This is a genomic window from Hydrotalea sandarakina (assembly GCF_003254115.1).
Taxonomy (GTDB): Bacteria; Bacteroidota; Bacteroidia; order Chitinophagales; family Chitinophagaceae; genus Hydrotalea; species Hydrotalea sandarakina.
On record NZ_QKZV01000008.1, the window covers coordinates 19,938 to 43,336 of the forward strand.

A 23,399-nucleotide genomic window follows, 5' to 3' on the forward strand; every position below is an offset into this window, starting at 1 on the left:
ACTTTACTTTTTTGCAGGCATTAATCCCAATGCCTGCATTTTTTTATGCACCAGGTAAAACCATATTGGCGGTATTAAACTTAAAAGCATCATACCCGGATAACCTGTTGGCATTTGTGGCGATTGTGGCTGATGCCGCAAAATTTGGTATTTACGAGATGCCAAATAATGATGGTCGCTATGACGACTTAATTCAAACAACATCAATCGCCCAATTACATGATTACTATTCCAACTATGCCAAGGCATTGTTCTTTCAAACTGCCCACTGGTTTGTAATTTGCGAAGCAGACCATAATGTTCTATATAATTTACTGTTTCCAGCAACAAGAAACCAATTATGGCGGCAGCTATGTAGTATAATGTAACAATTCCACCAACCGTTACATACAAAAATACCAGCCATAAAACTTGCAACAATTGTAACTGTAACATTTCATTTTTATAGTGTATAATGGGCAATCCTTGCTTTTTCATTTGCTTGTTTACTATTCGCCAGGCATTTATATAAGTACCTGTTACACTTCTTAACCAAAACCGGTAAACTGAAGTATGCAAAGGGGCCGTGCTGGGATCATATGGAGTAGCTACCCATTTATGATGTCCACGATTATGTTCAATAAAAAAATGGGTATATAAGCTGGTTAATAATGCAGCTTTTGCCAGCAATTGCTCATAACGATTAGAACGATGCCCCAATTCATGCGCCACATTTATACCGAACGTACCACATAATAAACCCATGGTAGCAATGCGAGCAATAATAACCTGTAAAGGCAAATCTGGCAATTGCATGCTTCGTAAAAATTGTACCAATAACAAATAATGTAAAACAACTGCTACGTACAATATTATATCGTACATATGGTCATTTTTAGCCACTTGCTCCTCTTGTTCCGTAAGATTGGTGATATCGGGCTTTAAGGTAAGTTCCACCAAAGGAATGAATACCCAAGCATACAACAAAGCACCCCAACACCAAAAATTGGTATGTGTGAATGCCATAAAGGCCAGAAAAAACAGTATAAATGAGATGGTATATTTTAGCCAATGCTTCATAACGAACGTTAATTTACGAAAATTTGGTTCGTGAATACAGAATTCCAATATCTTTAAAACCTTAAAATTGCACTATGAGTGAATTAAAAGAAACGATTGCCCCTAAACCCCGAATGCCAAAATCGGTGCCTTACATTATTGGTAATGAAGCAGCCGAACGCTTTAGTTTTTATGGCATACGATCAATTTTAGCAACTTTTCTGGTTGCCCAATTTTTTAATCCTACCCAAAATCCGGCATTAACCGCCACTGCGGAAGCACAAAGTAATGAGCTTACCCACATTTTCGTATCGCTTGCTTATGTTATGCCTTTAGTAGGCGGTATTATTGCAGATTGGTTTTTTGGCAAATACCTGGTGATTTTCTATGTATCTATTTTGTATTCTTTAGGAAATTTAACCTTAGCACTTTCCACCCATAATCTTTCCCTATTCAATATTGGATTGGTAATTATTGCAGTAGCTGCAGGAGGAATAAAATCCTGTGTTTCAGCCAATGTTGGCGACCAATTTGATAAATCGAACCAAAGCCTAATGAGTAAAGTTTATGGCTGGTTTTATTTTAGCATTAATGCGGGCTCAGTATTTTCTACTTTAATCATCCCTATTCTCTATAAATCATTTGGCCCCTCAGTAGCATTTGGCGTACCGGGCATTTTAATGGTGTTAGCTACATTTATTTTTTGGTTAGGCCGAAAAAAATATGTTCGAGTTCCTCCTGCAGGCATTAAAAAAGAAAACTATGCATTTATTATGGTGACTTACTTGGTTAAAGCCCTTAGTAATAGAAATGGCAAAACCATTTGGGAAGCAGTAGGCGAAACGTATAGCGCAGAAGCTATTGATGGTGTAAAAGCAGTAAACCGGGTATTGATGGTATTTGCCTTTGTGCCAATTTTTTGGGCAATGTGGGACCAAAGTCTTTCAGAATGGGTATTACAGGCCACAAAATTAGACCTGAATATTTTCGGCAAAACTTTCTTGCCCGAGCAAATTCAAACTGTAAACCCCTTGTTTTTATTAATCATGATTCCCATTTTTACCTATGGTGTTTATCCATTTGTTGAAAAAATTGGTATTAAGGTAACTCCGCTTAGAAAAATTGGCGCAGGCTTATTTTTAACCGGTGCATCATTCGTCATTATTGCATTAATTCAAACCAATATCGATCATGGTGGAAAGCCCAGTGTTTGGTGGCAAATCTTAGCTTATGCTGTTTTATCTGCATCTGAAGTAATGGTTTCCATTACCGGTTTAGAATATGCCTATACCAATTCACCCAAATCAATGAAAAGTACCATGAGTGCAATTTGGCTGCTAACTGTTGCCGTTGGTAATTTATTTACTGCATTTGTCAATAGTAGTATAGCTTCCGGAGGTATTTTTTCTAAATTCACCGGAGCCAGTTATTTCTGGTTATTTATAGCCATCTTAGCAGGATTTTTAATTGTGTTCATGGCGGTTGCCAAAATATTACCCGAAAAAAATTATGTATTGGAGGAAGCCAATTCAGATGTATGAACAAATTCATAAAATTATAAACCCAACCGGAAAAGCAGCTGAAAGGCTGCTTTTTTAATGCCTTGTTTTATGCCGGCTTTGAAGAATAATCTGCTACCTTTCTTAGAACGTATTAAATTCGCAACCGATAGTAATGAAGTTTAAAATTTTTTTGTTCATCCATTAGATGAAGAAAGTTTAGCAAGCAACTTATTATTAGCATTTCAAAAAACAAAACCTTACATGAACATTCTATTATTAGGCAGTGGGGGTCGCGAACACGCATTAGCACAAAAAATTGCAGAAAGTTACCACTGTCAACAATTATTTATAGCACCCGGCAATCCTGGTACCCAACAAGTGGGCACTAATGTAAACATTGGCATCAATGATTTTGAAGCAATACGAAATTTTTGCATTGAACAGAATATAGACATTTTAGTAGTTGGACCTGAAGAACCTTTGGTGAATGGCATTTACGACTTTATGCAACAAACCCATGTTGATGGCCAAAAATATTGGGATGGAATTGTTGTAGGACCTTCTAAAAAAGCTGCACAATTAGAAGGCAGTAAAGAGTTTTCAAAACAATTTATGCAGCGGCATCATATACCCACCGCTGCCTATGCCAGTTTTACTGCCGAAAATTTTGAAGCCGGCAAACAGTATATTCAACAACATAGCTTACCCATAGTATTAAAAGCGGATGGCCTTGCCGCAGGAAAAGGGGTAGTTATTTGCAATGATCATACCAGTGCTTTACAGGTATTTGAAAACATGATTCAACATGCGCAATTTGGCAATGCATCTAAAAAAGTGGTAATAGAAGAATTCCTCACAGGCATTGAACTGAGTGTGTTTGTGCTTACCAATGGGGAAGATTACCAAATAATTGGTCATGCCAAAGATTATAAGCGCATTGGAGAAGGCGATACAGGTTTAAATACCGGCGGTATGGGTTGCATTAGCCCTGTTCCATTTGTTGATGATGCATTTATGCAAAAAATTGAAACCACCATTATTCAACCAACCATTAAAGGGTTACAAGAAGAACAGTTGGTTTACAATGGCTTCATTTTTTTTGGTTTAATTAAAGTTGGCAATAATCCTTTTGTAATAGAATACAATTGCCGGATGGGCGACCCGGAAACGGAAGTAGTTATGCCGCGTCTTCAAACCGATTTGGTAGCACTTTTTGCTGCTATGCACAATGGCACTTTAGGAGATGCTAATATTAACATTGATAGCAGAACTGCAGCAACTATTGTTGCGGTGAGTGGTGGCTATCCCGAAGCTTATGCTAAAAACATTCCTATTTATGGCCTAGAAAATATTCCTAAACAAGAAAATATTAAAGTGTTTCACGCCGGCACAACCCTAAATGGCAATCAATTGGTAACCAACGGAGGAAGGGTTTTGGCTGTAACAGCATTAGCCAATCATTTACCCGAAGCTATTAATTTGAGTAAACAAACCTTACAAAACATTACATTTAAAGATATTTATTACAGAAAAGACATAGGTTACGAATTTTTATAAAACTGGCATGATTATTCGTATTTTCTGAGCCAATAAAACAACAAAATTTGCGTTAGGTAGGTTAGAATTGTCTTGCCAATCAGCATTTTAACACTTGCTGCATTTTTTGTGAAAAAAACTTTTTTCAATAAAACAAAAAATGCTGGTAATAAAAATGCAAATGGCTTTGATAGTTCACTTTTTTTCACACACCTTTGCAACTAATTTATTCAACCATAGAGAATCACTATTTACATGGGAGTTTTTAACTTTTTAACCCAGGAAATTGCCATCGATTTGGGTACTGCTAATACCCTTATTATTCATAACGATGAAATTGTTGTGAATGAGCCTAGTATTGTTGCCTTAAACCGTAATAACCCCAAGGAGGTTTTAGCGGTTGGAAAAAAGGCCTTACTAATGCACGAAAAAACCCATGAAAGTATTAGAACCGTTAGGCCGCTAAAAGATGGTGTAATTGCCGACTTTAATGCTGCCGAATTAATGATTCGGGAATTAATAAAATTAGTATATCCCAAAAAGCCACTTTTTCCACCCAGTTGGCGCATGGTAATTTGCATACCTTCATCTATTACCGAGGTTGAAAAACGTGCGGTACGCGATAGTGCTGAACAAGCCGGAGCCAAAGAAGTGTATATGATTCACGAACCGATGGCTGCTGCACTTGGTATTGGTATTGATGTTGAAGAACCCGTAGGAAACATGATTATTGATATTGGTGGTGGTACTACCGGTATAACCGTTATTGCTTTGGCGGGTATTGTTTGCGACCAATCCATACGTATTGCAGGTGATGAATTTACAGCAGATATAATGGAAGCACTTCGCCGTTACCACAGCCTGCTTATTGGTGAACGTACTGCTGAGCAAATTAAAATAAATGTGGGTGCCGCCATGAAAGACCTTGACAATCCACCGGATGATATGCCGGTAAACGGTCGCGACTTGGTAACCGGTATTCCCAAACAAATCATGGTAAGCTACCAAGAAATTGCTGAAGCATTGGATAAAAGTATTTTTAAAATTGAAGAGGCCATTTTAAAAGCATTAGAAACTACGCCACCGGAATTGGCCGGCGATATTTACCGTCGCGGGCTTTACTTAACAGGCGGCGGAGCGCTTTTACGTGGGTTAGATAAACGTTTAAGTGCAAAAATTAAATTACCCGTTCATGTAGCCGACGATCCATTAAAAAGCGTTGTACGTGGCACAGGGCTGGCACTAAAGAACTATCAGCGTTTCCCATTCATTATGCGTTAGCCGTATAACTGTACATAGTAAGCACTTTAAATTTGTGTTGATATGTAATTTTATCGGTTTTTTAAAGTAGCTTCCACATTTCGGAAAATGAAAAATATTTTTCTTTTTATACGGCGCTTCTTCGTGTTTATCTGCTTTATCATTTTACAGATAATCAGCATGGTATTTCTTTCAAAATACAGCCAAACCCATGAAGCTTTTTTTAGTGCCGTAACAGGCGATGTTACCGGGAAAATATATACAAAGTTTAATGATGTGTACAGCTATTTCTCTCTTCGCAAAATCAATCAGCAACTTGCTGAAGAAAATGCCGCTTTACGAAACCGCCTAAAATCTGATTTTCAAATACCGGATACCGGAAAATTCATTTTTACCGATACACTTAAAATTGATTCATTACAAAAAACCCGCAAATATTTATTTCTACCGGCCCGAGTTGTGGGTAATTCAGTTAGTTCTCAAACCAACTATTTAACCTTGCAAAGAGGAAGTAATGGTGGAGTAAAAAAAGGGATGGCTGTTATGGGCCCACAAGGTATTGTTGGCGTTGTGGTTGATGTAAGCCCCAACTACAGCAGGGTTATGAGTTTGTTACATCGCAACAGCCGCGTAAGTGCCATGCTAAAAAAAGATAATAGCTTTGGTAGCATTGAATGGGATGGCGATAGCCCTAATGAATTAACATTACGCAATATTTCTAAGGGTACTACCGTAAACAAAGGCGATACCGTTGTAACCAGCAGTTATTCGGCCAATTTCCCTCCCGGGTTAATGATTGGAACCGTAAGTGGTACAGAAAATGAGGCCTCATCTAACTTTTACACGTTAAAAGTAAAGCCGGCTACCAATTTCTTTACCCTTCAATATGTGTATGTAATTGCCAACAAATACTATAATGAGCAAACCAGCTTGGAAAACAATAAACTGAAAAATGAGTAACCTCATCAAAAATATTATCCGTTTTATCCTGTTCATTTTGGTGCAAGTATTTGTGCTGAATCGCATTCCGCCCATACACCAGTTTATTGTACCATACGTTTATTTTTTATTCATCCTTTGGTTGCCATTTTCAATCAATCGTCTTTTCTTACTGTTCACAGGTTTTGTTTTTGGCCTTTGCTTAGATTATTTTACCGGCACACCGGGCTTACATGCCGCTTGCTGCACTTTAATTGCTTACATACGCCCTTTTTTACTAAACATTTTAATACCCCAGGAAACCACTGAGCAAAGCTATTTAGAACCATCCATCAAAAGCATGGGATGGGCACCTTATAGTTTATACGTATTATTACTAACCATCATTCACAACACTTACCTTACATTAATTGAATGGTTGCAATTTGGAAACCTATTGTATTTTTTAGGAAAAGTAGCCGGTACTACAGCCATTAGTTTGTTACTCATTTTCATTACCGAAATGCTGTTTTTCCGAAAAGCCAAATACCGCACCAATGCTGCTTAAATTTCATTCAACACAGGTATAGTTTCAAAAGTCAATTACACCCAAAATAAATATGCTTTTAGGAAAAGATTATACAGCCATGTGTTGCTTTTGTGCATCTTTGTATTTCTTTATTTAAATTTCAAAATTTCAACAATCAATGCCGGTATTTAACCAAAGCAGAAGCAGGGTTATACAAATTTTATTTGGGGTGGTGTTTATTATCATAGCGGCACAACTGGTGAATCTGCAAGTATTTTCAAAAAAATACAAACTGCAGGCAGAAAACAATGCTATTTACCGCAAAGTAATTTACCCCGACCGCGGCATTATTTTCGATAGAAAGAAAAGAAGTCTATTGGAAAATAGCATTATGTTTGATTTGGTTGTTACCCCCTCAGAAGCAAGAGGAATTGATACTTTAGCGCTTTGTAATTTATTAGAAATAGATACCGCAGAATACAAAAAAAGAATGCGGGATATTATTTTTAAGAATACTTCCGTAAGACCAAGTGTGTTTGAACCATTGCTTTCGCAGGAATTGTATGCCCGACTAAGTGAAAACATATACAAATTCCCCGGATTTGAGCTAAGTGAACGTTCAGTTCGCAGTTATCCTTTACACATTGGTGCAAATTTTTTGGGTTATACGGCTGAAGTAAACCCTGCCTTTTTAGCAAAACATAAAGATGAAGGGTACGAAATGGGAGATTATACGGGTATGACCGGACTTGAACGTACTTATGAAAAGGTATTAATGGGTCAAAGAGGTATTAAGCGCTATATTAAAGATAACCGTAGCCGCATACAAGGTTCGTATGAAAATGGATTATTTGATACTGCTGCCATTGCCGGTAAAAACTTATATCTAAGCCTGGATGCTCAATTACAGGCATTGGGTGAAAAATTAATGACCAATAAAGTGGGAAGTATAGTAGCCATTGACCCCAAAACCGGTGGCATTTTGTGCATGGTAAGTGCCCCCAGTTATGATCCCAATTATTTAACAGGAAGTGAACGCAGCAAACATTTCAATAAATTATACAAAGACCCCCGCTTGCCCTTACTCAATCGCGCTATTTATACTACTTATTCCCCGGGTTCAACTTTTAAAACTGTTGTAGGTATTATTGGTTTATCAGAAGGCGTTATCAATGAACGATTCTCTGTAGTTTGTAATGGCGCTTTTTGGGGTTGTGGTAATGGCAGACCCAAATGTTTAGATAAGGGAACATTTAACCTTACAACAGCTATTGCCCATAGTGACAACACCTATTTTGCTACAGTGTATAAACGTATTCTTGACCAACCCCGTTATGGTGGTGCAGATAGTGCATTAAAAGTTTTTAATACCTATGCCTACACTTTTGGTCTCGGTCACAAGTTGGGAATTGACCTTCCCGGGGAGCAGCCGGGTAACTTACCTGTTTCATCATATTACCGTAAAATTTTTGGCAAAAACTGGAACTCCTGTAACGTTATTTCTAATGCCATTGGACAAGGAGAAGTAAGTACTACCGTTTTGCAGTTGGCCAATGTAATGGCCACAATTGCCAACAAAGGATGGTATTATACACCCCACATGGTTGACTCGATTGAAGGCAATGAATTTGATGACTTACTGGTACGTTTTAAAGAAAAACATTTTACTGATCGTGAAATTCCCGACTCTGTATATGATGCTGTTCAAAATGGTATGCAAGGCGTAATGGAATATGGTACAGGTGCAGCTGCACAAGTACCAGGTATTGTTGTATGTGGCAAAACAGGTACCGTGCAAAATTATTACCATGGAGTTGCACAAAAAGACCACGCCTTTTTTGGCGCTTTCGCACCGCGCAATAATCCTAAAATCGCTATTGCCGTTTTGTGTGAAAATGCCGGATTTGGTGCACAATCTGCCGCACCTATTGCCAGTTTAATGATTGAACAATATTTAAAAGATTCAATACCTGAACCCGACAGAAAACAAAAAGTTGAGGAAATTGCCAAGTTAAACTTAATACCTGCAAGAATGCGAGCTGAAATGAATAGGCTAGATTCCATTAAAATGAAAAAAGAAGAGGAAGAACAAAACAGACAAAATATTCAAGAGCAAATTTTGGATTCTACATCAGCCGAAACAACAATGGTTACACAACCTATTGTTGAACCAACTCAAAAGCCTCAATCCCCGCAAGAGCTTCCTGACAACCATCCAAAATCATGGATGGCCAATTTAATTACAACAGAACATAAAAAAAAGAAAATCACTGATATCAATGCCTAAAAGATACACCGCTACACAAACCATAACACCTGGTATTGACTGGACAGTAGTAATACTTTACCTGATATTGGTATCGATAGGTATTCTTTGCATTTTTATGGTGGAATATAAACCTAATACAGATGTATTGGCAACCTTTATTAGTGGCAAAACCAATTATAGCAAACAACTCATTTTTGCGGGTGTATGTATGGTTGCTGCTATCTTTATTCTGCTCACCGATAGTAAAATTTATACCGCCTTTGCCAATCTTTCATACACCTTTGGAATAATATTAATGCTGGCAACATTTGTTATTGGCAGAAGCATTAACGGTTCTAAAAGTTGGATTCCCATTGGTGGCGGCTTTAATTTACAACCGGCAGAATTATGCAAAATTTTTACTGCATTGGCTTTAGCCAAGTATTTATCACGACAAGAAACAGACTTTTCAAAAATTAAATCGCAATTAATTGGAGGTGCCATAGCAATGGCCCCGGCAGTACTATCTGTTTTTCAAAATGAAACCGGGTTAGCACTCGTTTACCTTTCATTCTTCATTGTAATGTATCGAGAAGGATTACCACCGGGTTTATTAATATTTGGCCTTTCATTTGGCGTGTTGGTAATTGCTACTTTAATTGTTGAGCCCAATATTTTGGCAATAGTATTAACAGCCATTGCCATTATTACTATTTACATTTTGCGAAAACAATTTAAACGCAATAGAAGACTGTTAACCATTATTATTGTTTTATGGGCATTAAGCGTAGGCATACAACGTTTTGCAGTTCCTTACATTTTCAATAACGTTTTTCAATGCTATCAGAGTACGCGCATTTACAGCATGGTTGGTAAGGATTACGATTGCAGTAAAAATCACCACCATACCAATGCTAACAAGGCCAATTATAAACCACCCCGTAAACCGGATGATTACAATGTACGACAAAGTAAAATTGCCATAGGTTCGGGTGGTATTTGGGGAAAAGGTTTTTTGAAAGGTACTCAAACCCGTGGTAAATATGTTCCCGAACAACACACCGATTTTATTTTTACTTCGTTAGGTGAAGCATTTGGCTTAGTAGGCAGTATTATTTTCTTACTGATTTATCTTTTTTTGCTGCTGAGAATTATAGTTATTGCCGAAAGGCAAAGAAGTACATTCAGTAGAGTTTATGCATATAGCGTAGCCAGCATACTATTTTTTCATATTGTGGTAAATGTGTGTATGACTATTGGTTTATTTCCAATTATAGGAATACCACTGCCTTTAATTAGCTATGGGGGTTCTTCATTACTTACCTTTACCATTTTAATTTTTATTATGCTTCGTCTTGATGCAGACCGACAAATGGTTTTACGATAATTCATTTATTAGCAGGATATTTGCGGAATAATTATTACGACTGCTTACCAACTATATAATGCCATTTTATTGAATGAAAATTTAAACACGCATGCAAATTATACCATTATCCGAAGGCAGTTTTACAATAGATAAATCAAAAATTTTTGTTCCTTTTAACCTTAATTCCGATGAGTTGCAAAGCAGACCGGTGGGAAGTTTGCTGGTAGAAGTACAACCTTTTGTTATTATTTCTGAAAATGACGTTTTACTGCTTGATACAGGATTGGGATTTAGCTATAACAATCAATTACAATTGGTTCAAAATTTAATAGCTCACAACATTCAACCCCAACAAGTTACCAAAGTATGGTTAAGTCATTTGCATAAAGATCATGCAGGAGGCATCAGCAAAAAAAATCATTTGGGTTTTTATGAATTAACTTTTCCCAATGCAAAATATTACGTGCAAAAAAAGGAATACGATTTTGCCCTTAGTACCGGCTTCCCTTCATACATGACGGAAGAAATTGAAGTATTGCAAAACAATACGCAGGTAGAATGGCTAAATGGCAATGGCAAGTTAGCTTTTACTGATTATAGTATTGAATATGAAATTACAGGTGCACATAGCCCCTATCATCAGGTATGTACCATTCAAACAGCACAGCAAACCATATTTTTTGGTGCAGATGATGCCCCGCAATTACAACAAATGAAAAGTAAGTTTATTGCCAAATATGATTTTGATGGCAAAAAAGCCATGCAATTAAGACAGCAATGGTGGGAACAAGGAAAAAATGAAAAATGGGCATTCTTGTTTTACCATGATATTAATACCCCCATTTTTCAATCTTAATAAAAATTATTCAAGTATTATTTATTGTTGTGGAGATGCAGCTCTTAGTTGCCTACGTTTTTCCAATTCATTTCTCAAAACCATTCTAAAATTTCTTTCACATAAAAACACCTTATTGGCACGTTCATTAGTACCCAAAATTTGTTTAAACTGATTATAATAGTTTTTTCGAATATTTAAAGTGGCCTCATCTAAAGCCAATGCATTGGTATTGTGCATATTATTTTTTCTAGCCTCTTTTAATTCATCTAAGTACGAATAATATACCGGCCAAAATTGCTGAGCTTCTGTAGTTGATAAATTTAATTGCTTGGTTATATATGCCACTTTTAACCCCTGAATGTTCGCATACCTATTGTTATTAGCAGGTTGCGCAATTAGTGTAAACCCGATAAATACAAACACCATGGTTAAACCTATAATAACAAACTTTTTCATCGCCGTAATTTCAATATATATTAAAAAAAAGTTAAATACCACTCTCTTTTTTTGTTTCTGCTGCCGGGGGTACATTGTTGTTCTCTTCGGTTGATTTTAAATATCCGCTTAATTCCTCATCACTAATATTTTGGAGCCCTTGTTGCACATCGGGCAAAGCTTCATCAGAATCAATGATAGAAGTATCATTAATGTAGTTGGAAGCAGTGACGTCATTATTCAAATAATTCTGAATAGCATCATCGCTAACATTGGTTATTTCTTTGTTTAAGCTGAAAACATTTGAACTATCGGTAAAGCTTGAATTATTCCATAAAGCACCGGTAATAAGCACGCCGGCAATAACAGCCGCAGCAGCGTATGAAAACCATTTTCGCGTATTACGCATGCTAATTACTTTAGCGGTACCATTGTTGTTTTTTTCTGAACCTTTAGCAATTGCAGTAAAATTGCTTTTTTCAAAATAATGAGCCGGAACACTAAAAACAGGCTTTTTTGAAATAGTTAATAAAGCAGGTGCAATTTGTTCCAATTCTTCCGAAACAGACAATGGCTTATTATCCGCTTTAATTTTATTGAGAATTTGCTGCGGTAAACTTTCAAAATAGCCCTTAGGAACAGAAAACGGTTGTTGAATAGCCGGTAATGTTACAGATTCAACAGTATTATCCGATATATTTTCTAATAATTGTTCGGCAAATTTGTCAAAATAGCCATTGGGAACCTTATATACTTGAATTCTGTAGGCTGGCAACAGTGCCGGAAAATGTTCTTTCAATTCCTCCAATATCATATCACTTCGTAACATCATGGTGTAAAGACTAATTTTAAGCTTGTTCGTTTAATTGGTTACATATTTTTAATAATTTCCTCAATTTTTTTGGCAGCATGGTGATAACTGGCTTTTAAAGCCCCCTCACTGGTATCTAATACTTTGCTCATTTCTTCATAGGGCATTTCATCAAAATAGCGCAAATTAAACACTACCCGTTGTTTTTCCGGCAGTTGTTGAATGGCCAATTGTAATTTCCACTCTAATTGATTGGCATTAAAATTTTCATCCGCTTTAATTTTATTACTTAGCCCACTTTCCATTTCATCAAAACTTAAAGCACCTTTTCGTTTTTGTTGCTCTAAATAAGTAAGGCTTTCATTTGTAGCAATGCGATATAACCAGGTGTATAGTTGGCTATCTTCTCTAAAATTTTCTAAACCGCGCCATGCTTTAATAAACACATTTTGCAATACATCATTGGCATCTTCATGGTTTATCACCATTCTTCGTACATGCCAGTAAAGTTTTTCCTGGTATTTTTTTACTATAGCGGTAAAAGCCCTTTCTTTTGTGGCAGGCTCTTTAAATTCATATAATAATAAAGCATCATCATTTTGCATGCAGGAAAATTAATAAAAATTACATTAAGTTGCTAAGACGTAACTTTATTCAAAAAGTTTATTTTTAGCTGTACACCCAACCCAATTGTAAATTTTGAAATGACATTTATATGAAAAAAAGATATTTTTTATTCATTTTGCTTCTGCTGTCCAGTACCTATTTGCCGGCACAAAATGCTAAAGCAACTAAAGCCATTACCAAAATATTACAACAGCAGGAAAATGCCTGGAACAATGGCAACTTGGATGATTTTATGTTGGGATACTGGAAAAATGATAGTCTTCAATTTATTGGCAAAAATGGCCCTGTATATGGATATGAAACTACGCTGAAAAATTATAAAGCGCATTATGCCACCAAAGCAGCAATGGGGCACTTTACCAGTACCATTTTACAAATGAAACCTCTCGGGAAAAAGTTTTACTATGTAACCGGTAAATGGCAGCTGGAAAGAACCGTAGGTAATTTGGAGGGCTATTATACCCTTCTTTTTCAAAAAATAAATGGTAAATGGGTTATTATTGCAGACCACAGCTCTTAATAGGGCAGCTTTATTTTATTGCGCCATAATCGTTTCACATAAAAAATAACTGCTATACCTGTTAAGAGGGCCCAGATATAAAACAACCAATTTATCCATGAAATATGGCTGCCAATTTCTGCCATTCTTAATTTTAAACCCAAGGCCATATTTATAAATAACCAAAGCAAAATGACTGCTATGGTGTTTACAATTCTTAAAAAGAAGGCTTTAATTTCTTTGTCCATTGCATTTTTTTTAAAACAATAACCTTTTTCTGATTAACATTAGTCTAAACTTTGGTTAGCAGTAGCCGCCAGCTTCAAGATTCTATCAAACTGAGCCGGGGTTAAATCATTATAAAAGTAATAAATGGGATCAACGGGTTTACCATTCTTATGTACTTCATAATGACAATGTGGTCCGGTACTTTTACCGGTACTACCTACATAGCCAATTACCTCGCCACGTTTAACAACCTGTCCAACATGAGCTTTAACTTTAAACATGTGCCCATATAATGTTTGATAACCATAACCGTGATTAATAACCACTTCATTTCCATAACCACCGGTATTAAAGCCAGCATTTTGCACCACCCCATCAGCAGTAGCATAAATAGGAGTGCCCATGGGTGCTGCAAAATCGAGACCTGCGTGAAACTTGGTTACTTTATATACAGGATCAATTCTATATCCAAACCCACTGGCTACTCTGTTTAAATTTTTATTACTTACAGGTTGTATGGCAGGTATTGCCAACAGCAATTTTTCCTTGTTTTTAATCATGTTATCAATATCGTTATAGCTTTTACTTTGATAAGCTACTCGCAAGGTTAAATTGTTCAATTGATTTTTAATATTATTCACCAGTTCTGTTTCCGTTTGTCCCTCAATTAATTTAATTTCATTTTTGGTTTCCATAATTTTTGTGCGGGCGCTATCGGGAATGGGGGTTGATTCGAAAATGGTACGATACACATTATTATCTCTATTCTCTAATTCCTGCATTTGCAATTCTAACTGTTTCACCCTTTCTTGAATTAAAGAATAATTTTCAGCCAAATCTTTGTTTTGTTGCCGTAATAATTTTTCTTTTGGGCTATCTACAAATTGAAATACCAGTAACATCAACAAAATACCCGTTACTAATGAAGCTGCTATAAAGCCAATTACCTGTAAAATTCTTACACGTAATGGCACCTCAAGTTTTTCAAAACGTAATGTATGTGTATTATAATAATATTTTATTTTTCGCATATTTAATTTGTTTTTAAAAACTGCATTTTAGCAGTTGGCTGGTTTACTTAAGGTACAGCACATAGAATATTCAATAAATTGGCAAATATTACCTTTCGCCTTATGAAGTGTATTGCCCAAAATGAATGCTGTATAAATTGCAATACAAATTCGAAAATGGTTCATTAAATACATTAACAAAAACATTCATTCAAACAACTGCATATACCTAAAAACTTATTCGTTAAATTTTAGCTATTGGCTACGGTAAGGGTTATGGTTTATACTTACCTTTGGCCACTGCCAAACAATTGGCAAAGGTAATTGTAAAGATTGCTAAACTTTTAGTAAAATTTAAACGCAATATGTTAACATCGGCTGAAATACGTCAACAATTTTTAGATTTTTTTGCTTCAAAAGGGCATAAAATTGTGCCTTCGGCACCCATTGTTTTAAAAAACGACCCCACCTTATTGTTTACCAATGCGGGAATGAACCAATTTAAAGATGTATTTCTGGGTATTGTCCCCCCGGCAGCCCCTCGTGTGGCCGATACGCAAAAATGCTTACGTGTAAGCGGTAAACACAACGATTTGGAAGAAGTTGGGGTTGATACTTACCACCATACCATGTTTGAAATGCTGGGCAATTGGAGCTTTGGCGATTATTTTAAAGCCGAAGCCATTGCCTGGAGCTGGGAATTATTAACTGAAGTTTATAAAATTGATAAAGACAGGCTATATGTTACTGTTTTTCAGGGCGATGAAGCAGAAGGGCTGCCGGAAGATATAGATGCCAAAGCAGAATGGAGTAAATGGATTAGCCCCGAAAGAATATTACCCGGAAATAAAAAAGACAATTTTTGGGAAATGGGCGATACCGGCCCTTGCGGTCCTTGCACAGAAATTCATATTGATTGCAGAAACAACGAAGAACGCCAAACTACCGATGGTAAATTATTAGTGAATAAAGATCATCCGCAGGTAATTGAAATATGGAATAATGTATTTATACAATACAATCGCTTAAAAAATGGGAAGCTGGAACCTTTACCGGCAAAACATGTAGATACCGGTATGGGCTTAGAAAGATTAGTGCGGGTTTTACAAAACAAAAACAGCAATTATGATACAGATTTATTTACACCCACTATTCACCTAACAGAAAAAATTACGCACCAGCAATATACCAATACACAATCTAAACAAGATATAGCTTTTAGAGTAATTGCCGACCATATTCGCGCTATTGCATTTACCATTGCTGATGGACAATTACCCTCTAATAACGGAGCCGGCTATGTTATACGTCGTATTTTGCGCAGAGCTGTTCGCTATTATTTTTCGTACTTACAATACAAACAACCCTTACTCTTCCAATTACTTCCTTCTTTAGCAAAACAGTTTGAAAATGTATTTCCTGAATTACAACAACAAATTGACTTTATAGTAAAAGTAATTAAAGAAGAAGAAGAAGCCTTTTTACGAACACTTGATAAGGGCTTGAAAAAAATGGATGAATTAATGCAGCAAGCCCAGAAAAATAATGCAGTTGTTGACGGTAAAAATGCATTTGAATTGTTTGATACCTATGGCTTCCCTATTGATTTAACTAAATTAATTGCCGCAGAAAATAATTTACAAGTTGATGATGCAGGGTTTGAAGCGGAAATGCAACAACAAAAAAATCGTTCTCGTGCAGCAGCAACTGTTGATGCAGATGATTGGGTTGTTTTACAACCACAGGCATTTACTGAATTTGTGGGATATGATACTTACAATATTGAAACACAAATTGTACAATACAGAAAAATAACAACAAAGGGCAAAAATGCTTACCAAATTGTATTAAATGCAACCCCTTTTTATGCGGAAAGTGGCGGGCAAGTTGGAGATACAGGTTGGCTTAAATCAGAAAACGAAAGCATTGCTGTAATTGATACCCGTAAAGAAAATAACCAAATTATTCAATTTACAGAAGCCTTACCTTCTAACATTCATGCGAACTTTACAGCAAAAATTGATGTTGAAAGACGAAAAGCAATAATGGCACACCATACGGCTACCCATTTGTTGCATGCTGCTTTAAGAAAAGTGTTGGGTACACATGTTGCACAAAAAGGCAGTTTGGTAAACGAACAAAATTTACGTTTCGACTTTTCGCATTTTGCTAAAGTTACCCCCGAAGAATTAAATGCAATAGCGGCTTTGGTGAATGAAAAAATTAGAAGTAATATTCCTGTAGTAATTAAAACACTTCCTAAAGAGGAAGCATTACAATTGGGTGCAATGGCTTTATTCGGTGAAAAATATGGCGATTTAGTTAGAGTAGTCATTATTGACCCCAATTACTCTATTGAATTGTGTGGTGGAACTCACGTAGCCAATACCGGTGAATTGGGATTGTTTACTATTCAGCACGAAACTGCCGTTGCTGCCGGCGTTCGCCGTATTGAAGCAGCCTGTGGTATTGCATCTGAAAAGTGGGTAATGCATCAATTAGAACAATTACAGCAGGCAAAAACATTGCTTAAAAATCCAAAAGATTTATGTAAAGCAATTGAACAGCAAATTGAAGAAAATACTTTACTAAAAAAACAACTATCCTATTTAGAACAAAAGAGTATAGACCAAATTGAAACAAGCTTGCTTCAGCAAGCCATAACCGTTAATGGCACTACATTTATTGGGCAACAAGTAGAAGTACTGCAACCCGATATGTTGAAAAAAATATGTTTTCAGTTAAAAAACAAACTAACCGATTTGTATGTAGTTGTTTTAGCTGCTAATATCTCAGGGAAGCCATTTGCAGCTATACTTGTTTCAGAGAGCTGGATACAGCAGAAACAAATGGATGCTAATCAACTAATTAAAACCCAAATTGCCCCCATTATAAAGGGAAGTGGCGGAGGTCAAAAAACTTTGGCTACTGCCGGCGGGCAAGATGCAAGTAATATTTCCAATATATTTAACGCGGTTAAGGCTCTTTTATAATTGTCTAAATGTTTTGCTTAATTAAACCGGTATGCCTAACAGGTGATTACCGGTTTTTTTATGAATATAAGCATTGTTTTTTAACATTTCCGAAACTTTTCGTAATTCAGAAATTACACTACTTTTGAACTACTAAATTTTTCGTACACATAAAATTAGCCGTTATGAATAAAAAAATTTTCATTCTACCCTTGTTATTAATGGGAACAACATTCTGTTTGCAAGCACAAACGCAACAAAATGAAGACATTATTATTCACAGAAAAGGAAATCCACAGCAAAAAACCACTATTGTTATTGACGGTAAAAACATTACCGTAAATGGCAAACCTGTTGACCAGTGGAAAGATGGTTCGGTAGAAATAATGAAAACAGATACCAGCGACAATTCCTTTGACTTAGGAAACCTGCAATCAGAATTGGAAAAAATGTTTCGCCAAACCATGCCCAAAGGCGGTGTACAATATTTTAGAAGAATGGGGCCCGGCAATAATACTATTTCAACCAACAAAGCCAAATTAGGTGTTTACACTGATAAAGCTGAAAATACAAAGGGTGTGATAATTAAAGAAGTAAGTGAAGAATCACCTGCAGCTAAAGCAGGTTTAAAACCAGGTGACATTATTGTGAAAGTAAATAATACAGACATTGAAACGAGCGAAGATTTATATAAAACTATTGGAAAATACAATGCCGGCGACACAATTAATATCACTTATTTACGCGATGGTAAAACCGGCAACACAAAGGCAGTTTTAGAAAAAAATAATTCATTTCAACTCGGCAATGAAAATCAATGGGGTATGAGAAATTTTAATTTTTCCATACCACCTATGCCGATGAACCCTGATTTTAATTTTAGGCCAAATAATAAACCAATGTTAGGCGTGCAAATTGAAGAATTAAATGATAACTCAGGAGTGAAAATAAATGATGTAAACAGCAATTCACCTGCTGAAAAGGCCGGATTAGAGAAAGGCGATATTTTAACACAAATTGACGGTAATGCCGTAAAAAGCATTGAAGATTTAAAACAAGCATTAAACAGCAAAAAGGAAGGCGATTCAGTTGACATTACTTACTTACGCAACGGCAAAAAACACAATACTACTGTAGTTTTCCCTAAACCCATTAAAAAAGCAACTTTATAACAACAGCATTCATGCACCCCCAATATAATAGCTTACAGCCATGCCTATAATAGCATGGCTGCGCTATTTTTATGAGTTAACCTGTCAATACCCGATAAAATGATACCTTTACGGCAACAATTTTGATGTGTAATTTTTAAAAAGCGAATGGATTATTCAAAATATGAACCTGTAATTGGCCTTGAAGTACATGTTCAATTACAAACAAAAAGTAAATTGTTTTCAAGCGATGCCAACCAATTTGGGCGTAAGCCTAACACCCAAGTTAATGCTATTACCTTAGCTCATCCGGGTACCTTACCGAAAATGAACAAAAAAGCTGTTGAATATGCAGTTAAAATGGGCATAGCCTGTAATTGTAGAATTGAATCACTAAACTGCTTTGCCCGAAAAAATTATTTTTATCCCGATTTGCCCAAAGGGTATCAAATTTCACAACACACCACACCAATTTGCGTGGGGGGGTATATCACCATTAGTGTTAACGGAAATGAAAAGCAAATACATTTAAACCGCATTCATTTAGAAGAAGATGCGGGCAAAAGCATTCATGATGCAGTTGATGGTTTTACTTGTTTAGATTATAACCGTGCCGGAACGCCACTTATTGAAATTGTAACAGAACCATGCATTCATTCAGCGGAAGAAGCATTTCAATACTTAACTGAAATTAGAAAATTAGTTCGATGGATAGAAATTAGTGACGGTAATATGGAGGAAGGCAGTTTAAGATGCGATGCCAATATTTCAATTCGTCCTACCGGTTCATCTGAACTAGGAACGAAAGTAGAAGTAAAAAACTTAAATTCAATTCGAAATGTAAAAAAAGCCATAGAATATGAAATAGAACGAATGATAAACCTGGTTGAGAGTGGCCAAATAATTACACAACAAACCCGTAGTTTTGACGCTACTAACGATACCACCTTTGCGATACGCGAAAAAGAAGAAGCCAACGATTATCGATATTTCCCCGATCCTGATTTAGTTCCTTTTTTCATCAATCAATCATATATAGATGATATAAAAAAAAGCATGCCGGCTCTACCCCATGCATTAAAAAGTACATTTCAAACCCATTATGGCTTAAGTGCTTACGATGCACATCAGTTATGTGAAGATAAACACACTGCATTTTACTTCATTGCTACCACTAATTACAGCCATAATTATAAAGCTATTGCTAACTTTATACTGGGACCACTGAAGCAACATGTAAATGAGCTGGGTATTGATTTTGAAAAAATATCCTTACTACCGCAAACATTAGCAGGCATTATTGCCTTAATTGATGATGGAAAGATTAATTTTTCTACCGCAGCCAATAAACTTTTACCTGCAATTATCAACAACAATGATAATCCGGCAATTACTGCAGAAAAATTAAACTTAATACAAGTTTCAAACGAGGATGCCATTAGCACTTGGGTTCAGCAAGTAATTAATGCCATGCCGGACAAAGTGAATGAATACAAAAAAGGGAAAAAAGGGTTAATAGGTTTATTTGTAGGTGAAGTTAAAAAAATTAGCAAAGGCAAAGCAGATCCAAAATTAACAACCAGTACTTTGGAAAAAATTTTAAATGAGCAATAGCATATCATTCAAATACAGCAATCAATAAACAATTATTTATGAAACAATTTTTATCCGTTGTTATTTTGGGCATGGCGTTAATAGCATGCCAACAAAAAAAATATGGTGCCTTTATTGTAAGCGGTAAAATTCAAAATTCACCTTCCAATAAAATTTTATTAGAAGCATTACCTTTTGGTGCCCAACAACCGGTGGTAGTTGATTCAACTACGCTGGCCTCAAATGGCAATTTCGAATTAAGAGGAACAGCAAGCGCAGAGGGTTTATACTTATTAGCCATTGACAATGGTCCTCAAATTTTATTTATCAATGATAGCAAGGATATTAAAGTTGAGATGGATGCTCACAATTATAAATCTTATACCACTAAAGGTTCAGCCGCATCAACAGCCTTACATCAATTTTTAGAAGCATACATTAACAAATTTGGCCCCTTAGCCGATGCCTATTTACAGGCAGATTCTTTGCAAAATACGCCGCATCCGGACAGTGCCTTACTAGCTTCTATTAATTTAAGAAAAGAAACGCTTCTAAATAACTTCAACAACTTTTTAGCACAAACCATTAAAGAATCTAACAGTGCCGCATTTACGTATTATGTAATTGGTAAGGCATTCAAAACCATGCAACCCGATGCTATTAAACAATTGGTAGATATATCTGCTACTAAATTTAAAGATAACGCAGGCATTCAAAGGTTACAGGAAATCATTAATGCACAATTGGCCTCTGATCCAAAAGTTGCTTTACTAAACAAACCTGCGCCAAACTTTACTTTAGCAGATACTTCCGGTAAAATGGTATCACTCAATAATTTTAAAGGTAAGTATGTATTAGTTGATTTTTGGGCCAGTTGGTGCAGTCCTTGCAGACACGAAAACCCTAACGTAGTTGCGGCCTATAATAAGTTTAAGGATAAAAATTTTACCATATTGGGTGTTTCGTTAGATAATGACAAATCAGCGTGGCTAAAAGCCATACACGATGACAAGTTAACCTGGACTCAGGTAAGTGATTTAAAGCAATGGCAAAGCAGTGTGGTTGATTTGTATAAAATAAGTGGTATACCTTTTAATGTGTTGGTGAATCCACAAGGAATAATAATTGGTGTTGAATTAAGAGGAGAGGAATTACAAAATAAGTTAGCAGAGGTGTTGAAATAGTATTTGATTGATTAGGCAAGTAAATTCTCAATAATTAAATCGAAATAATAATCATTAAAAGTTAAGCAAAGCAAAAAAATTTAATTAACTCATTGAAAATTAAACTTTAATAAAACCCCAAATTATTTAGGATACTCTATAAAGCGATTATGAAGCATATGCTTTAATAAAACAAAAGAAGCATTTCAATTGAAATGCTTCTTTTGTTTTAAAGTTATTAAGATTAAATTAATATCCAGGATTACCTACCATATTTTTATTAGCATCTAATTCTTGTTGTGGAATGGGGAAAAGACGTTTAAAGCTAGAATAAGGTAAAGTTAAAGCAATACCGGGATAATTATTACTTCTATTGATGTCTAATTTAAGTCTGCTTAAATCACCATATCTATCACCTTCAAAAGCTAATTCCTTTCTTCTTTCGGTTATAATGTCGTTAAATAGTTGAACACCAGTAGATGTATAACCGGGGAATGCCGGATCCCTTCTAGATACAACATAATTTAGATATGTTCTTGCCGAAGTTTCATCACTAGGAAGTGAGGCTTCTGCAGCTATTAAATAAACATCACTCATTCGCATGATTTTAGTATCGTCTGGATCTGCAGAACCAAAGACGTTTTTATATTTATTTATAAAAGTTGCAGGTAAACCACCTCTAGTACCAAATGACAACCAAGTTGTATATCTCACATCAGTTGTAGAATATAGTGCAGTTAAAGCATCAGAACAAAGTAAATCTCCATAACCTAACTGATTGTAAATATTAGCTAAGCCATCGTAACCATTATTATTAATTGCATCTGAACTAACTTCAAATAATGTTTCCAATTTATCTGTACGCACAGCACCACTACCCCAATAAGAAACAAAATTAGAGGTGTTTACAACAGTAAACCCACTATTGTTAATTACATCTAAAGCTGCGGTTTTTGCATTAGCATTATTTGCCATATACAAATATACCTTAGCTTGCAAAGCTCTTGCAGCATATTTACTAAATTGACCAGAACTAGTAAATTTAGTCATGTTATTATAAGCATTTGTAAGATCACTTATAATTTGATTATAAACATCTCCCACGGAACTTCTCGATGCTTGTTGAGTAACATCATAAGATAAGATAATAGGAACTCCCGGAGAAGTAGGATCATCTGTATAAGGCTTAGCAAAATATCGCACCAAATAAAAATAACATAAAGCTCTAATAGCATAAGCCTCTCCTTTGTATTGGTTTACATTAGCAGAACTCGCTACATTAGCATTAATAATATTATTTGCGCGTAAAATAGTATTATAAGCTGCATTCCAAAAGCCTGTAACGTTACCGTCTGAAACCACCATATTATAAGTATTAAACTGAATATAGCGTCCAGAGTTTTTTACAGATACATATACATTGTCTGGATACAAATCACCAGCAACAGGAACAGTTCTGCCAAATAAATCGGTGTTCCTCAAACCTGCATAAGCTCCCCTCAATGCAACTAACAAATCCGCTTCAGTTCCCAAAGCAAGATTTGGAGGCAGGGAGGTATAAGGATTTCTATTTAAGAAATCTTTTTTACAACTTCCTAAAAGGCCAATTAATACTAGAAGTATTAAAAGTCTATTAAATATATTTTGTTTCATAATCAATATTTTTGATTTC

20 protein-coding genes are annotated in these 23,399 nt (G+C 35.7%); 13 read left to right on the forward strand and 7 right to left on the reverse strand.

Going from position 1 to position 23,399, the window contains the following annotated elements:
- Positions 1-3 precede the first annotated feature (3 nt).
- Positions 4-1,059: an alkane 1-monooxygenase gene (locus LX80_RS11540; protein ID WP_111296620.1), complete on the reverse strand. Its 1,056-nt coding sequence runs from the start codon at positions 1,057-1,059 to the stop codon at positions 4-6.
- A 74-nt stretch (positions 1,060-1,133) separates the two neighbouring features.
- Here LX80_RS11540 and LX80_RS11545 point away from each other — a divergent pair, with 74 nt between their 5' ends.
- The 8 genes from LX80_RS11545 (at position 1,134) to LX80_RS11580 (ending at position 11,256) form a co-directional block, all read left to right on the forward strand.
- Positions 1,134-2,579, forward strand: coding sequence for a POT family MFS transporter (locus LX80_RS11545; protein ID WP_111296622.1), 1,446 nt, complete (start codon positions 1,134-1,136; stop codon positions 2,577-2,579).
- Between the two features lie 222 nt (positions 2,580-2,801).
- Positions 2,802-4,097: a phosphoribosylamine--glycine ligase gene (purD, locus tag LX80_RS11550; protein ID WP_111296624.1), complete on the forward strand. Its 1,296-nt coding sequence runs from the start codon at positions 2,802-2,804 to the stop codon at positions 4,095-4,097.
- 234 nt (positions 4,098-4,331) lie between these two features.
- A complete protein-coding gene (locus LX80_RS11555) occupies positions 4,332-5,357 on the forward strand; it encodes a rod shape-determining protein (protein WP_068245144.1) in 1,026 nt (341 codons plus the stop codon).
- Between the two features lie 87 nt (positions 5,358-5,444).
- On the forward strand, positions 5,445-6,296 hold the full coding sequence (gene mreC / locus LX80_RS11560; protein WP_111296626.1) for a rod shape-determining protein MreC: 852 nt from the start codon (positions 5,445-5,447) through the stop codon (positions 6,294-6,296).
- A complete protein-coding gene (locus tag LX80_RS11565) occupies positions 6,289-6,822 on the forward strand; it encodes a rod shape-determining protein MreD (RefSeq protein WP_111296628.1) in 534 nt (177 codons plus the stop codon). Before mreC ends, LX80_RS11565 begins: the two co-directional genes overlap by 8 nt.
- Before the next feature lie 139 nt (positions 6,823-6,961).
- Entirely contained in the window at positions 6,962-9,070 is a 2,109-nt protein-coding gene (gene mrdA / locus LX80_RS11570) for a penicillin-binding protein 2 (RefSeq protein WP_111296630.1), read from the forward strand.
- Positions 9,063-10,418: a rod shape-determining protein RodA gene (gene rodA, locus LX80_RS11575; RefSeq protein ID WP_111296632.1), complete on the forward strand. Its 1,356-nt coding sequence runs from the start codon at positions 9,063-9,065 to the stop codon at positions 10,416-10,418. The genes mrdA and rodA overlap by 8 nt, the downstream gene beginning before the upstream one ends.
- A 91-nt stretch (positions 10,419-10,509) precedes the next feature.
- Positions 10,510-11,256 carry an MBL fold metallo-hydrolase gene (locus LX80_RS11580; protein WP_111296634.1) on the forward strand — a complete coding sequence of 249 codons (747 nt, stop codon included), beginning with the start codon at positions 10,510-10,512 and terminating at the stop codon, positions 11,254-11,256.
- A gap of 21 nt (positions 11,257-11,277) precedes the next feature.
- On the opposite strand, the gene LX80_RS11585 is transcribed toward LX80_RS11580, so the two are convergent.
- The 3 genes from LX80_RS11585 to LX80_RS11595 are packed head-to-tail and all read right to left on the reverse strand — an operon-like array spanning position 11,278 to position 13,089.
- Positions 11,278-11,694: a hypothetical protein gene (locus LX80_RS11585; RefSeq protein WP_111296636.1), complete on the reverse strand. Its 417-nt coding sequence runs from the start codon at positions 11,692-11,694 to the stop codon at positions 11,278-11,280.
- 31 nt (positions 11,695-11,725) lie between these two features.
- A complete protein-coding gene (locus tag LX80_RS11590; protein ID WP_111296638.1) occupies positions 11,726-12,505 on the reverse strand; it encodes a hypothetical protein in 780 nt (259 codons plus the stop codon).
- A gap of 38 nt (positions 12,506-12,543) precedes the next feature.
- Positions 12,544-13,089 (reverse strand): RNA polymerase sigma factor, encoded by a 546-nt coding sequence (locus tag LX80_RS11595; RefSeq protein WP_111296640.1) that lies wholly within the window; start codon positions 13,087-13,089, stop codon positions 12,544-12,546.
- 110 nt (positions 13,090-13,199) lie between these two features.
- Between LX80_RS11595 and LX80_RS11600 the strand changes: the two genes are divergently transcribed.
- A complete protein-coding gene (locus LX80_RS11600; protein WP_111296642.1) occupies positions 13,200-13,631 on the forward strand; it encodes a YybH family protein in 432 nt (143 codons plus the stop codon).
- On the opposite strand, the gene LX80_RS11605 is transcribed toward LX80_RS11600, so the two are convergent.
- Together LX80_RS11605 and LX80_RS11610 are read right to left on the reverse strand one after the other, a co-directional pair.
- The gene (locus tag LX80_RS11605; protein WP_111296644.1) at positions 13,628-13,858 is read right to left on the reverse strand and encodes a hypothetical protein; all 231 of its coding nucleotides are present in this window, start codon (positions 13,856-13,858) and stop codon (positions 13,628-13,630) included. The two genes, LX80_RS11600 and LX80_RS11605, sit on opposite strands and share 4 nt — an antisense overlap.
- Positions 13,859-13,897: 39 nt before the next feature.
- Positions 13,898-14,869: a M23 family metallopeptidase gene (locus LX80_RS11610; RefSeq protein WP_111296646.1), complete on the reverse strand. Its 972-nt coding sequence runs from the start codon at positions 14,867-14,869 to the stop codon at positions 13,898-13,900.
- 344 nt (positions 14,870-15,213) lie between these two features.
- On the opposite strand from LX80_RS11610, the gene alaS reads away from it, so the two are divergent.
- The 4 genes from alaS to LX80_RS11630 all read left to right on the forward strand — a co-directional run bounded on the left by alaS (position 15,214) and on the right by LX80_RS11630 (position 21,748).
- Entirely contained in the window at positions 15,214-17,841 is a 2,628-nt protein-coding gene (alaS, locus tag LX80_RS11615) for an alanine--tRNA ligase (protein ID WP_111296795.1), read from the forward strand.
- A 164-nt stretch (positions 17,842-18,005) separates the two neighbouring features.
- A complete protein-coding gene (locus LX80_RS11620; protein ID WP_111296648.1) occupies positions 18,006-18,992 on the forward strand; it encodes a PDZ domain-containing protein in 987 nt (328 codons plus the stop codon).
- Between the two features lie 147 nt (positions 18,993-19,139).
- Positions 19,140-20,585 (forward strand): Asp-tRNA(Asn)/Glu-tRNA(Gln) amidotransferase subunit GatB, encoded by a 1,446-nt coding sequence (gene gatB / locus LX80_RS11625; protein WP_111296649.1) that lies wholly within the window; start codon positions 19,140-19,142, stop codon positions 20,583-20,585.
- A gap of 38 nt (positions 20,586-20,623) precedes the next feature.
- On the forward strand, positions 20,624-21,748 hold the full coding sequence (locus tag LX80_RS11630) for a TlpA disulfide reductase family protein (protein WP_111296651.1): 1,125 nt from the start codon (positions 20,624-20,626) through the stop codon (positions 21,746-21,748).
- Positions 21,749-21,976: 228 nt separating this feature from the next.
- Here the strand turns inward: LX80_RS11630 and LX80_RS11635 are convergent, their stop codons facing one another.
- Entirely contained in the window at positions 21,977-23,380 is a 1,404-nt protein-coding gene (locus tag LX80_RS11635; protein WP_111296653.1) for a RagB/SusD family nutrient uptake outer membrane protein, read from the reverse strand.
- Positions 23,381-23,399 lie beyond the last annotated feature (19 nt).